13 protein-coding genes are annotated in these 14174 nt (G+C 36.9%); 10 read left to right on the forward strand and 3 right to left on the reverse strand.

Going from position 1 to position 14174, the window contains the following annotated elements:
* Positions 1–2 precede the first annotated feature (2 nt).
* Positions 3–1535, forward strand: coding sequence for a GH3 family domain-containing protein (locus tag JKP34_RS03725; RefSeq protein ID WP_201917838.1), 1533 nt, complete (start codon positions 3–5; stop codon positions 1533–1535).
* 1 nt (position 1536) lies between these two features.
* On the opposite strand, the gene JKP34_RS03730 is transcribed toward JKP34_RS03725, so the two are convergent.
* Positions 1537–2046 (reverse strand): helix-turn-helix domain-containing protein, encoded by a 510-nt coding sequence (locus tag JKP34_RS03730; protein WP_201917840.1) that lies wholly within the window; start codon positions 2044–2046, stop codon positions 1537–1539.
* Between the two features lie 118 nt (positions 2047–2164).
* Here JKP34_RS03730 and JKP34_RS03735 point away from each other — a divergent pair, with 118 nt between their 5' ends.
* Both JKP34_RS03735 and JKP34_RS03740 read left to right on the forward strand, forming a co-directional pair.
* On the forward strand, positions 2165–2422 hold the full coding sequence (locus JKP34_RS03735; RefSeq protein ID WP_201917842.1) for a YtxH domain-containing protein: 258 nt from the start codon (positions 2165–2167) through the stop codon (positions 2420–2422).
* 55 nt (positions 2423–2477) lie between these two features.
* A complete protein-coding gene (locus JKP34_RS03740) occupies positions 2478–2960 on the forward strand; it encodes a Dps family protein (RefSeq protein ID WP_201917844.1) in 483 nt (160 codons plus the stop codon).
* A gap of 38 nt (positions 2961–2998) precedes the next feature.
* Here the strand turns inward: JKP34_RS03740 and JKP34_RS03745 are convergent, their stop codons facing one another.
* Both JKP34_RS03745 and JKP34_RS03750 read right to left on the reverse strand, forming a co-directional pair.
* Positions 2999–3640 carry a DsbA family protein gene (locus tag JKP34_RS03745; protein ID WP_201917846.1) on the reverse strand — a complete coding sequence of 214 codons (642 nt, stop codon included), beginning with the start codon at positions 3638–3640 and terminating at the stop codon, positions 2999–3001.
* 33 nt (positions 3641–3673) lie between these two features.
* Positions 3674–4480, reverse strand: coding sequence for a 5'-nucleotidase, lipoprotein e(P4) family (locus JKP34_RS03750; protein ID WP_201917848.1), 807 nt, complete (start codon positions 4478–4480; stop codon positions 3674–3676).
* 144 nt (positions 4481–4624) lie between these two features.
* On the opposite strand from JKP34_RS03750, the gene JKP34_RS03755 reads away from it, so the two are divergent.
* The 7 genes from JKP34_RS03755 (at position 4625) to JKP34_RS03785 (ending at position 14172) form a co-directional block, all read left to right on the forward strand.
* Positions 4625–5335: a YebC/PmpR family DNA-binding transcriptional regulator gene (locus JKP34_RS03755; RefSeq protein ID WP_201917851.1), complete on the forward strand. Its 711-nt coding sequence runs from the start codon at positions 4625–4627 to the stop codon at positions 5333–5335.
* 48 nt (positions 5336–5383) lie between these two features.
* Positions 5384–6583, forward strand: coding sequence for a pyridoxal phosphate-dependent aminotransferase (locus tag JKP34_RS03760; protein ID WP_201917853.1), 1200 nt, complete (start codon positions 5384–5386; stop codon positions 6581–6583).
* Position 6584: 1 nt separating this feature from the next.
* Complete coding sequence (locus JKP34_RS03765; protein WP_201917855.1) at positions 6585–7580, forward strand: bifunctional heptose 7-phosphate kinase/heptose 1-phosphate adenyltransferase; 996 nt, start codon at positions 6585–6587, stop codon at positions 7578–7580.
* A gap of 3 nt (positions 7581–7583) precedes the next feature.
* The gene (locus JKP34_RS03770) at positions 7584–9407 is read left to right on the forward strand and encodes a TrkH family potassium uptake protein (protein ID WP_201917857.1); all 1824 of its coding nucleotides are present in this window, start codon (positions 7584–7586) and stop codon (positions 9405–9407) included.
* A gap of 56 nt (positions 9408–9463) precedes the next feature.
* Positions 9464–10243 (forward strand): diaminopimelate epimerase, encoded by a 780-nt coding sequence (gene dapF / locus JKP34_RS03775; RefSeq protein WP_201917859.1) that lies wholly within the window; start codon positions 9464–9466, stop codon positions 10241–10243.
* A 67-nt stretch (positions 10244–10310) separates the two neighbouring features.
* A complete protein-coding gene (gene secA, locus JKP34_RS03780) occupies positions 10311–13664 on the forward strand; it encodes a preprotein translocase subunit SecA (RefSeq protein WP_201917861.1) in 3354 nt (1117 codons plus the stop codon).
* Positions 13657–14172 (forward strand): SPOR domain-containing protein, encoded by a 516-nt coding sequence (locus JKP34_RS03785; RefSeq protein WP_201917863.1) that lies wholly within the window; start codon positions 13657–13659, stop codon positions 14170–14172. The genes secA and JKP34_RS03785 overlap by 8 nt, the downstream gene beginning before the upstream one ends.
* The last annotated feature ends 2 nt before the right edge of the window (positions 14173–14174 follow it).

Raw genomic sequence — 14174 nt, forward strand, 5'->3', positions numbered from 1 at the left:
TAATGGAAATTATCGGGAACCTCATCAAATCTGCTATTGAGGTAGGTAGCAAATTTCAGAACAGAAAAACACCTGTTGAAGCTCAAAAAGAAGTACTGAAACATTTACTCGAAAAAGCAAAGGACACTTCTTTTGGTAAATTTCATGGCTTTAAATCTCTATTAAAATTGGATAACACAAAAGAAGCTTTTCAAGCTGAAGTGCCTTATCATACTTACGATCAAATTGATGAGCGCTGGTGGCACAAGTCATATGAGGGTAAACCGGATATCTGTTGGCCTGGAAAAGTGAAGTTTTTTGCTGTAAGCTCAGGCACTACCAGCACCAGCAAACACATACCTGTTACAGAAGAAATGCAGGAAAGTATTAGAAATGGAGGTATACACCAGATATTGAGTTTGTCCAACTTTAAGGGCTTACCGGAGTCTTTTTATGATAAGGAGATACTAATGTTAGGTTCTAGTACGGACCTGAATAAAGTGGATGAACACCTGGAAGGAGAAATTAGCGGTATTAGTGCCTATAATATTCCTAATTGGTTCGATCGTTTTTACAAGCCAGGTTCGGAAATTAGCGCTATCAACGATTGGGATGAACGAGTAGCTGAAATTGCTAAAAATGCTAAGAACTGGGACATCGGTAGTTTGTCAGGTATTCCTTCGTGGATTGAGCTAATGTTACAGAAGGTAATAGAATATCACAAGCTTGATAATATACATGATATATGGCCTAATTTGGCAGTTTACACAAGTGGAGGGGTTGCCCTCGATCCCTACAAGAAGAGTTTTGAGAAACTATTTGGAAAGCCCGTTCAATATATTGATACCTATCTTGCTTCAGAAGGTTATTTGGCCACACAGATAAGGCCCGATACTGATGCCATGCAGTTGATATATGATAATGGTGTGTATTTTGAATTTGTGCCATTTACTTCCGATAGCATTACAGAAGACGGAGCTATTAATCCAAATGCAAAGGCATTATCAATAGAAGAAGTGGAGGAAGGTGTTGATTACATACTAATTATTTCTACAGTTTCTGGTGCGTGGCGCTACATGATTGGTGATACAGTAGCTTTTACAAATAAAGAATTAGCGGAAATCAAGATTACAGGTAGAACCAAATTCTTTCTTAATGTCGTAGGCTCACAATTGTCTGTAAATAAAATGGACGATGCGATTAGTGCTATTAATGAAGAGTTTGAGATAAATATAAAGGAGTTCACTGTAGCAGCAGTGCGTGAAGGTGATGATTATATACATCATTGGTATTTAGGTGCTGAGAACGATAGCACTAATGTAGATCATAAAAAATTGACTCATTTTTTAGATGATCATTTGAAAGACAGCAACAAGAATTACAAAGTTGCCAGAAACAAAGCTTTAAAAGACATTAAAGTAGATGTTGTGCCAGTTCAAACATTTCTGGATTGGAACGATGCCAATAAGAAAAAAGGTGGACAAGTTAAAATGGCTAAAGTGATGAAAGAAGAAGCTTTTAGAGAATGGCAGGAGTTTGTGACCAATAATAATTAATTTAACGTTCAGCCAATTTTATTAAATCACTATTCGCTTTAAGCAAAGTATCTACAAGGGATAATAGGTTTTTGTAGTCATGTGATAGGCTTTCAATATCTGATTTTTTCATAGAGAAGTTTTTCATGCGATACTCATGAAAAGCCTGAAAGCCTTCAATCATTTTTGCGATTTCCTTATTCTGAGATTTAAGTTTCTCAACTTTTTCTTCACTATGTGCTGTTGCAAATTGTGATAATTTACCTTTTAAGTTTTGAACGATTGTGTGGTGCGAGAATTTCTCTAACAAATTCTCCTCTTTTATTACTTCCACTGACAAATCACGCTTTACCAAGTCTTCCACTGAAACATCAAAATATGCTGATATCCTTATTAAACTTTGAATACTAGGTTGCGCCAATTCTTTTTCATAGGATGAAATATTTCCCCTTTTTAGATCAAGTGCTTCTGCCAGAGCGGTTTGGCTCAGTCCCTTTTTATCGCGCAAGTAGCGTAAATTCTTACCAATCATAGTGAAATTGTTAATAATTTTGACAATTTATATAAAATATTGTTAAAAAATGTAACAATTAGGTGCGTTTTAAAGTATATACAAGAAAGAAACTTTTAACAATAAAATATATATCACTATGAATAACGGAATGAAAGTATTTACAGGTTTTAGTTTAGGTTTATTAGCTGGTGCAGTTGCTGGTTTACTTTATGCTCCAGAAAAAGGAGATAAAACAAGAAAGAAAATCAAGAAGCAATATGACAAGACCTATAAGGATTCAATGAAGAAAGTTGATGAATTGAAAACTAATCTAAATAAGGAAATCGATAACGTTTCTTCCAGAAGTAAAGAGACGATCGATCATTTGAAAGAAGCTGTTAATTATAAGAACTAAATCTATTCTGCTTAGTTGATATTCTGAAATTGAATTAGATAAAATTAAATACGAAATGTCGAATAAGAGATATAGAAAATTAGGATTTGAGAAGGGTGAAACAGAAGAGTTGGTAAAAGCAATGAATCAACTATTAGCCAACTATCACCTTCACTATCAGAAGTTAAGAAATTTCCACTGGAATGTTAAAGGTGGGGACTTCTTCGATTTACACGAGCAGTTTGAGGAGCGCTATGATATTGCTAAAGAAAGCATTGATGAAATAGCAGAAAGAATTAGAGTGTTTGGACATACGCCACTAAGCAATTTGTCTGAATACCTTGAGCAATCTAACATCAAAGAATCACCAAGTGATTTATCAGGAGATGATATGGTAAAAGAAATACTGAAGGATTATGAAATTCTTTTGTCTTTCTTAACGGATGCCATGAACTCTGCCATTGATATAGGTGATGTTGGCACTGAAGACATGCTTAATACATTCATTCAGGATATGGAAAAACATCACTGGATGCTAAGTGCATTCTTAGCGAAGTAAATGAAGAATCATTGCTAAAACATCAACAAAAGAGGAAGTTATTTAACTTCCTCTTTTTTTATGATCTCTTCAATAACTGCATGCATGTCTCCAAATGAGCGATAGCCTCTGGCAATTAAGTAAGCCTTATCATCTACTTGTAAAACCACTGAGGGAAAACCCTGAATTCCCATTTCACCTACAAGTTTAAACTCATCATAAGTTTTTGTTTTGTAGCTTGGGTCTTCCATTTTCTGTTTGAAAATATCCCAGTCCAAGTCGAAATCCTCAACTAAATATTTATAGGTGTCAATCTTATTAAGATCCTTGCCACTTTTGTAAAGGCTATTTTGAATGGCGCTGGCAAACTGAACACTACTTTTTTGCGTCATCGATTTATAAACCAGCATAGCAATACTCGGAAGTTCAGAATCTAACACCAAAGAGCCGTCATCTAAAACTTTCAAATAATCATCACCGAACTTAACACCTGTCATTTCTTCTAATCTGGGCATGGCTTCAGATAGATATGACTTCATTTCACTCAGTGGTTTAATTCTATCTCCTAGCATCATACCTCCGCAGAGGGTTTCGAAGCTTATTTGATCTTTATAAGTTTCTTCAAGCCTTTTTATCACTGGGCTAAAACCGAAGCACCAGCCACAAAGGGGATCGAATATGTAATATAATTTTGTTTGCATAAGCTCTCAGACGAAATTACTTACTAAGAGTTTTTAGTCAGCTAAATAAAGTGCTTCTCTTCGCTTAACAAGTTTTAATGAATCGGCAATGCTAAAGTCATTTTCGTAAAGTGCAGCTTCCCACTCGCCATACATCGGGTTTGGTAGCATGATGAAATTATTGAACAATTCTTCCTGATTTTTTCCGACCATTAACTTTCCTAAATCCTGTTTCCTATCAGCGTAAATCTCATCATAGTCGGTTAAGTTATCACCTACATAAACCAACACATCATGTAATTTCTTAACTGCATTTCTTCTTTCCGTTTTGTCGCTTGTTGTTGTTCTTAGAATCACATGTGCTGAATCAGCCTGTGGAGCACCTACACGCTCCAGGTTTTTAATTGTAGGAGTTAGCACCTCTACCTTGCGGTTAGAGATATAAAATATTTCTACTCCATTATTTTTAGCATAATTCAAAAAATCCAGTGCTCCAGGTAATGCATTGGCATTGGCTTCTTCACACCAGGCTTTCCAACTTGCCGACTCATAAGTGCCACCAACAGTAAGCAGGCGTGCCTCATAAGGGCTATTGTCCAAAACCGTTTCATCAATATCTAATATAACCGCTGGTTTCAGTTGAGAGTCAAATGTATCGAGTTTTGCCTTTAACAACATTTCAGCATGTTTGTATGCCTGCAGATAAGAAGCTTGCATTTCAGCTGATTGTTGAAACCATAATACAGCATTTCCCAACTGCGCAGAAAGTGCTTCTTTTGGGTCCTCAGTGTGCTCATCAGCTTTTTGTTGACATGAAAAGGCAATAAATAAAAACAAAGTAAGTAGTAAGTAATTCCTCATAATAATTGTATTTGAGGCTAAATTAATAATGAAGCGTGAATTTAATCTTAAGTAGGCCTCTATTTTTAATTATTATATTGATGACGAAAAACTCTCTAAGTTCAATTTCTATTTTTATTTTTGCACTAATACAACTTTTATAATATGGGAAGAGCATTTGAATATCGCAGAGCAGCGAAAGAGAAAAGATGGGGCAAGATGTCTCGTTTGTTTCCAAGACTAGGTAAAACTATAACGATGGCCGCTAAAGAAGGTGGTCCTGATCCGGAAATGAATGCAGCATTAAGAACAGCCATTCAGAATGCTAAGGCACAGAATATGCCTAAAGATAATATTGAGGCTGCTATTAAAAGAGCATCTGGTTCAGAAGCAGAGAACTACGTGGAGACTACTTTTGAAGGAAAAGGCCCTCATGGCGTTTTACTCTTTATAGAGTGTGCTACAGACAACAATAACAGAACAGTTGCCAACATCAAATCATACTTTAATAAAATTGGCGGTGCTTTAGTGCCAAATGGTTCTTTGGAATTTATGTTCGATAGAAAAGCAGTTTTCGAATTTGAGAAGACTGAAGAAATGGATTTGGAAGAATTAGAACTGGAGTTGATAGATGCAGGCTTGGAAGAAATAGAAGAGAATGAGGGCTCTATATATCTTTATGGCGATTATACCGAATTTGGTTCCTTATCTAAAAAATTAGAAGAGCTTAAAATAGATGTCAAAAATGCTTCGCTTAAGCGTTACCCAACTACTCCAACAGAATTTACCGATGAGCAAATGGAAGAAATTGAAAAGCTCATTGATAAAATTGAGGACGATGATGACGTTCAGGCAGTTTACAACAACATCGCATAAAAAATATTAAGCCATTTTATTCTCTAAATCCAAAAGCAATAATACGCTATGAACTATCCACTAAGTGAGCGCATCAATAATATGTCAGAGTCTGCTACCTTGGCAATGGCTGCTAAAGCCAGAGAGCTAAAATCAAAGGGTGTAGACATTATAAGTTTAAGTTTAGGAGAACCTGACTTTAAAACGCCTAAACACATTCAGGAAGCGGCAAAGGCAGCGATAGATAGCGAAAAATATTTTGCTTATCCGCCAGTTACTGGTTATCAGGATTTACGAGAGGCTATTGCTAACAAGCTTCAAAAAGAAAATGGCATTCCTAGCTCTGCAGAGCAAATAGTTGTTTCTAATGGAGCGAAGCAATCTATTGCCAATATCATGTTGGCCATGCTTAATCCTGGAGATGAGGTAGTAGTTTTTGCTCCTTATTGGGTGAGTTATGTAGAGCTTATTAAATTGGCAGAGGGTACTCCGGTGATGATAACCGGTACTTTGGAAAATGATTTTAAACCTACTGCAGAGCAATTAAAAGCAGCCATTACAGATAAAACTAAAGCTATTCTTTATTCTTCACCATGTAACCCTACTGGGGGAGTATTCACAGAAAAGGAAATGAAGGAAATAGCTGATGTAGTAAAAGAGCACGACATCATGGTTATTGCAGATGAGATTTACGAACACATAAATTTCACTGAAGAAGGTCATTTTAGCATGGCTTCATTACCTGATATGGCTGAAAGAACAATCACCGTTAATGGTTTCTCCAAAGGTTTTGCCATGACGGGATGGAGAGTAGGATATATTTCTGCTCCACTTGCAATTGCAAAAGCAGCTTCAAAAGTGCAGGGTCAAATCACTTCAGGTAACTGTTCTATTGCTCAGCGCGCTGCACTAGCCGCAATCACTGAAGATTTACAGCCTACTAAAGACATGACAGCCGTATATCATAAAAGAAGAGATATGGTGATTGACATGCTTAATGATATTGAAGGTGTTAAAACCTATGTGCCAAAAGGAGCATTCTATATTTTCCCTGATGTGAGTTATTTCTTTGGTAAATCTGATGGCCAGCACACAATAACTGATGCTAATGATTTAGCCATGCATATTCTCAACGAAGCAAGTGTATCAACCGTAACGGGTGATGCGTTTGGTGCACCAAATTGTATACGTCTTTCATACGCAGCTTCTGACAACGAGTTAGTGGAAGCCATTAAGAGAATGAAAGCTGTATTGAACAAGCTTAAATAATATGTCTTTTAATTCCATAGAGTCATTCTTTGATGCTTTCAATAACTTGAAAATATTAGTTATTGGAGATGTTATGATTGACGCGTACATATGGGGTAGTGTAAGCAGAATTTCACCTGAAGCGCCTGTACCGGTTGTTAATGTGAAATCAAGAGAGAAAAGACTAGGAGGTGCAGCCAATGTGGCTTTGAATCTCCAGTCTCTAGGTGTTAAACCAATATTATGTGCCGTAATCGGAGATGATACTGATGGTGAAACTTTTCAAGATTTACTGAAAAGAAGAGATATTAGTAACGAGGGGATTATAAGTAGCAAAAGTCGAATTACAACTGTTAAGGAAAGAGTGCTTTCCGGCTCTCAGCATTTGCTACGTATTGATGATGAATCTTTGAACGGATTATCTTCAAAAGAAGAAGAAGAATTGGTTCAAAAAATTAATGTACTAATTCCGGATTGTGATGCCATTATTTTTGAGGATTATGATAAAGGCACCATTACTTCTTCCTTAATTGCTTCTGTAGTTGAGGCTGCTAAAAAGCATAATAAACCAACCGTTGTTGATCCTAAAAAGGTCAATTTCTTTGATTATAAAAATGTTGATCTTTTCAAGCCTAATCTGAAAGAATTGCAGGAAGGACTTAATGTGAGCTTTTCGAAAGATGATATGCAAAGTCTGTCTTTAAACACCTCAAAATTGTTGGATAAGCTTTCTGCTAAGTACGTAATGACTACCTTGTCGGAAAAAGGTGTTTATATCAAAAGCCAGGAAAAAGAATTTCATATAGGCGCTCATAAAAGAAGTATTTCTGATGTTTCAGGCGCAGGCGATACTGTTGTAAGTATTGCGGGTATATGCATGGCATTGGCTATGTCACCTGATTTCACGGCCGCTTTGTCAAATTTAGGAGGAGGTATTGTGTGTGAAGAATTAGGTGTAGTACCTATTAATAAAGATCGTTTATTATCTGAAGCTATTAAACACAACCTGCAACCCTAAGAAATGAAGCTTTCAAAATTCAGGAATCTGCTCATTGAGAAATTAAATAATGCCATTTATGGTAGCAGAAACGCTGTATTAAACACCATTTCCTCTCTAAAAGCTTTTATTTGGCTTACGGCATCAGTTTTATTGCTTTATGTTTTTGGGTTTGAAACCAGAGACGAAGACCTCAAGCAGGTTTTTCTTGGGTTAGATATTGTGCTTATAATATACTTTCTAACCTTTCTAGTGCGCTTACTATACTCATTCAGAAGGCGAGAATTTTTGCGAACGCATATTTTAGAATTGGTACTGGTCAGTATCATTTTTATAAATGTGCTGAGCAATAACTTTTTCGACAATTGGTTGATTGAAGTGTTTGCTGAGCAGTTTGACTTTAAAAATTATGAGGATGCTTACCTGAGTGTCATCACTTTTTACTTCTTGGTGCTCATATCATATGAAAGTATAAAGGCAGCTACAATTTTATCAAAGCTAAAAGCCAAGCCGGCAAGAACTTTCATATATAGTTTTATTCTCTTGATTCTGTTTGGTACGGGCTTGCTTATGCTACCAGCTATGACAGTTCAACAAGGTTCAATGCCATTTATGGATGCCCTTTTTACATCGGTAAGCGCCAGCTGTGTAACTGGTTTAATTGTGGTTGATACAGCAACATACTTCACTACTAAAGGGCAATTCGTAATCATGATACTTTTCCAGCTCGGTGGATTAGGTATCATTTCATTTGCGTCTTTCTTTGCTACTTTCTTAAGAAGTGGTGTGGGCATCAAGCAACAACTAATGCTTAGGGATTTTTTAATTAGTGAATCTCTATTTTCTGCAAAAGGAATGTTGCGTCAGATTGTAGGAATCACGGTTGTCATTGAAAGTATAAGCTTCATTTTGATATTTTTCACTTGGGGAGCAGGCGTTGAATTTGATTCATTAGGACAAAGGATTTTCTACTCAGCCTTTCATGCTGTTAGTGCTTTTTGTAATGCTGGTTTTAGCCTCTTTACAAATGGCTTGGCTGACACAGGTGTGGGCAGCAGTTATGTGCTTCACATCATTGTGGCACTTACTTTAATTATGGGTGGTTTGGGCTTTTCTTCCATACAGGACTTATTTGCTGTGAAAAACTTGCGAGATCGATTCAAGAATCCTTGGAAAGATTGGGCATTGAGCACCAAGATTGCAGTTTATACTTCTATCGTCCTGTTAGCTGGTGGAACACTGATTATTTACATACTAGAAAGTGATGCAGCACTAGGTGATAAAAATTTTATGGAAGGTATGATTGCAAGCTTCTTTCAATCTGCAACTGCCAGAACTGCCGGTTTTAATACCATTGATATTGGTGCACTAAAAACACCAACACTCATTTTAACAATGATTTTAATGTTTATTGGTGCCAGTTCAGGATCAGTTGGTGGAGGTATTAAAACATCTACCTTTTATTTATTGATTACTTCGGTTTTTGCCACCTTAAGAGGACGATTGAAAATAGAGATTGGAAAAAAATTCATCCCTAAAGAATTACTTTTTAAAGCACTCTCAATTTTCTTTTTTGCCGCGCTTCTTAATCTAATAGCAGTATTTATGCTAACAATAACTGATAGCCAGATTCCATTCGTGGATTTACTTTTTGAAGAAGTATCAGCTTTTGGTACAGTCGGTTTGAGTACTGGAATTACAGCAAATCTTTCTTTGGCTGGCAGAGTCATTATTATTCTTTCCATGTTTATCGGAAGGGTAGGAACGCTTACATTTGCGCTGGCTTTAAGTAGCCGAACCTCAGGTAAAGGATATAAATATCCGAAGGCACATTTAATGGTTGGTTAAAATATGCCATTCTGGCAATAAAAACTTTTTGGTGCTGTTTTCGCTAAATTAATCACATGCAGGAAATTAAGTTTCATAAGTATCAAGGAACAGGAAATGATTTCGTTGTTATAGATAATAGAAATCATATAGTTGATAGAAAGGACGAATCAATAGCGGTAAGGCTTTGTAATAGAAAATTTGGTGTTGGGTCTGATGGTTTAATTCTTATTGAAGATCATCCAGACTATGACTTTGAGATGGTTTTCTTTAACCCTGATGGTTCGCAGAGCATGTGTGGAAATGGTAGTAGATGTGCTGTAATGTTTGCAAAGGAATTAGGTATCATCGATCATGAAACCACTTTTTTGTCAACGGATGGAGTTCATACGGCTACTATTTCTGGTAACATTGTCAACTTAAGTATGCAGGATGTTTCACCTGAAGCCATTAAGTCATTTGATAATCACCATGAAATAAATACTGGTTCTCCACATTACGTCCTATTCACTAGTAATCTTAAAGAAAAGCATGTGAAAGATGAGGGTGCAGCTATTCGTTATAATCCTACTTTTAAGGAGCAAGGAATAAATGTAAACTTTGTAGAAAAGCAGGGAAAAGAAGAAATATCCGTTAGAACTTATGAAAGAGGTGTGGAGGATGAAACGCTTTCATGTGGTACTGGTGTTACAGCTTGCGCAATAGCACACGCTTTACATGGAGGAACTTCTCCCGTAAAGGTAAATACGCTTGGAGGCCAACTAGAAGTTTCTTTTGAACTGATTAAGAACAGAGCTGAGAAGGTGTTTTTGAAAGGACCTGCAAAGAAGGTTTTTGATGGAACAATCATCATTTAAAACCTTAGATTTCGCAAAAAAAGCGTGTAAATTAGAGCAAAATTTGAATTAATATTTTTAGTATATAATGTTAGACTTTATAGCAAAAGGACTTACCAAAGTCTTTGGAACAAAATCCGATAGAGATATAAAAGAAGTACTTCCTGTTGTTGACCAGATCAACCAGGAATTCGAGAAGCTTTCAGCAATTAGCAATGATGAACTGAGGGGCAAGACCAATGAGATAATAGAAAGAATAAATGCTTACCTGAAAGATGTTGATGATCAGATAGCTGCTATTCAGGAAAACATTGATGCAAACCCTGACATGGATTTGCACGAGAAAGAAAGCCAGTATAATCAAATTGATGCTTTAGAAGAAGATAGAAATGAAAAACTGGAAGAGGTACTTTTAGAAGTGCTTCCATTGGCTTTTGCAGTAGTTAAAGAAACTGCCAGAAGGTTCATGAATAATGAACAGCTAGAAGCAACTGCTACCATGTTTGATAAACAGATGGCAGGTAAATATCCTCATGTTAACCTGGAAGGTGATAAGGTTTTTTGGGATAACACATGGGAGGCTGCAGGCAGCCAGATAACCTGGAATATGATGCATTATGATGTGCAGCTGATTGGTGGTATTACTTTGCATAAAGGTAAAGTGGCTGAAATGGCAACTGGTGAAGGTAAAACTTTGGTTGCAACACTACCAGCCTTCTTGAATGCATTAGCAAAAAGAGGCGTACATGTTGTAACGGTGAATGATTACCTGGCAAAGCGTGACTCCGAATGGATGGCTCCAATTTTCCAGTTTCATGGAATAAGCATTGACTGTATCGATAAATATCAACCAAATTCTCCTGAAAGAAGAGAAGCTTATCGTTCAGATATTGTTTACGGTACTAACAATGAGTTTGGTTTCGATTATCTGAGAGATAATATGACGCGTGAAACCAAAGAATTGGTTCAGGGTAAGCACCATTTCGCTATGATCGATGAGGTAGATTCAGTTTTAATTGATGAAGCCAGAACACCATTGATTATTTCCGGACCAGTTCCTAAAGGTGATGAACACGAATTTCATGAATTGAAACCTCGTGTTGAAAAGTTAGTGACCGAGCAAAGAAAACTAGTAGCTCAATACCTGATTGATGCGAAAAAGCTGATCAAAGAGGGAGATGAAAAAGAAGGTGGTTTAGCACTTTTCAGAGCTTACAGAGGTCTGCCTAAGCACAAGCCATTAATTAAGTATTTAAGTGAAACAGGTATCCGCCAGATTCTACAGAAAACGGAGAATATTTACTTAGCGGATAACTCAAAGCTAATGCCAGAGGCTGATGATCCACTTTACTTCGTCATAGAAGAAAAGAATAACAACATTGATCTTACTGAGAAGGGTATTGACTTGATCACCAGAGATGGTGAAGATCCTGACTTCTTTATTTTGCCTGATATAGGTGTTGAAATCGCCAAAATCGAAAATGATGAGTCATTAGAAGATAAAGAGATCCTTAAAAAGAAGGATGAAGTAATTAAGGATTATGCTGTAAAAGCAGAGAGAATCCATACGGTTTCACAATTACTAAAAGCCTATTCACTATTTGAGAAAGATACAGAATATATTCTGGTTGATGGCAAGGTAAAAATTGTTGATGAGCAGACTGGCCGTGTAATGGAAGGTCGTAGGTATTCTGATGGACTTCACCAGGCAATTGAGGCCAAAGAAAATGTGAAGGTGGAAGATGCCACTCAAACTTATGCTACTATTACCCTTCAAAATTATTTCAGAATGTATCATAAGCTTTCTGGTATGACGGGTACAGCTGAAACAGAGGCAGGTGAGCTTTGGGATATTTATAAGTTGGATGTGGTGGTTATTCCTACCAACAAGCCAATTGTTAGAGACGACAAGCAGGATAAAGTATATAAAACGGTAAGGGAGAAATTCAATGCCGTTACTGAAGAAATCATAGAAATGCGTGAAGCAGGCCGACCGGTATTGGTAGGTACCACTTCTGTAGAAATTTCTGAGATTCTGAGCCGTATGCTTAATATGCGTAAGATTAAGCACCAGGTACTAAATGCCAAGCAGCACGCTAAAGAGGCTGATGTAGTGGCAGAGGCTGGTAAGCCGGGGACAGTTACTATTGCCACCAACATGGCTGGTAGAGGTACTGATATTAAGTTAACTCCTGAGGCTAAAGAAGCTGGTGGTTTAGCTATTGTGGGTACTGAACGTCATGAATCTAGACGTGTAGATAGACAGCTAAGAGGTCGTTCGGGTAGACAGGGAGACCCTGGTTCATCTCAATTCTTCGTTTCATTGGAAGATAACCTGATGAGGCTTTTCGGCTCTGATAGAATTGCCAAGCTAATGGATAGAATGGGACTTGAGGAAGGTGAAGTAATTCAGCACTCAATGATCTCCAAATCTATTGAAAGAGCTCAGAAGAAAGTAGAGGAAAATAACTTTGGCACACGTAAGAGACTGCTTGAGTATGATGATGTAATGAACTCACAGCGTGAGGTGATCTACAAGCGGAGAAAAAATGCCCTTTACGGAGAGCGTCTTCAGTTAGATATCATGAATATGATGTTTGATGTTTGTGAAGAAATAGTGAATAATGCAAAAGTTGCTGATGCTTATGACGATTTCAGACTGAGTGTGCTAAGTTCTTTAGGAATTGATTTTGAAATGTCTGAAGAAGAATTCAAAGCGACCAACCCTAACGATTTAACTGAAAAGCTTTACCAAGAGGTTTACGAGAATTATAAACGTAAAAACGAGCAGATAAAAGAAAAGGCTTTACCTATTCTAAAAGAAATTCATAAAGCTCAGGGTGCTACAGTAGAAAATATCATGGTGCCTTTTACTGACCAGAAAAAGCAAATTGGAGTAGTAACTAATCTGGCTAAAAACATTGAAAATGAAGGCAAGGATCTTATTCTTTCAATGGAAAAGATTTGTACGCTAGCCATTATTGATGAAAACTGGAAAGAGCATTTACGAGAAATGGATGACTTGAAACAGTCGGTGCAGAATGCTGTTTACGAGCAGAAAGATCCATTACTGGTTTATAAATTTGAAGGTTTCGAGTTATTTAAGCGTTTCATTGGTAAACTAAATGAAGATACCGTTTCATTCTTAATGAAGCTTGATCTGCCTGTTCAGGATAGTAGTCAGGTACGTACAGCGGCAGCTCAAAGGCAAAGACAGAAGCTTCAGGAAAGCAAAGAAGAATCGGCTTCTATCTTAAGTGGAGGAAAAGACAAGAACAGACCACCAGTTGAAAAGCAGATGCCTAAGAAATCGGAAAAAATAGTTGGTAGAAATGAGCGGGTTTCTGTTCAATATACCGATGGTACTGTAAAGAAAGATGTGAAGTTTAAAACTGTTGAAGAGGATATTAAAGGCAACAAATGCGTATTAATTGATGAATAAGATTAGAATAGCATCATATATATTGGTAGGTAACATTATGGCATACGCCTGTGTGCCTACCCCTCAATCCTCAAGTGGTGGTAAAGCGAGCTTAAGTTATTCAGAAGACTTAAGCGAGTATAGACCCAAACCAGAAAACCTAGAAGAGAAAAGAGCTGCTACTCCATTCCGTGAAACCAGTGAAGATTATTTAGCAAAGTCTGATGTTACAGGCTTGTTAAATGCAAAGCTTGATACGCTCGCTGAGAATAATAAGGCAATACGATCTGTAAGTGGACTTACCATCCAAATTTATAGCGGTAGTAGTAGTGATTTAGCCTATCAGGCTAGAGATACAGCTATTACAGTTTTACCTGAAATTAGAACCAGAGTAGAGTATAATCAGCCCATTTATAAAGTGAGGGTTGGTAAATTTACGGAAAAACTTGAGGCTCAACGTACTTTGTTAAAGCTAAAGCCCAAATTTCCAAATGCAATATCGGTACCTACCACTATTTACATCAATTAATT

This window comes from Marivirga atlantica (genome assembly GCF_016734805.1).
Classification (GTDB): Bacteria; Bacteroidota; Bacteroidia; order Cytophagales; family Cyclobacteriaceae; genus Marivirga; species Marivirga atlantica.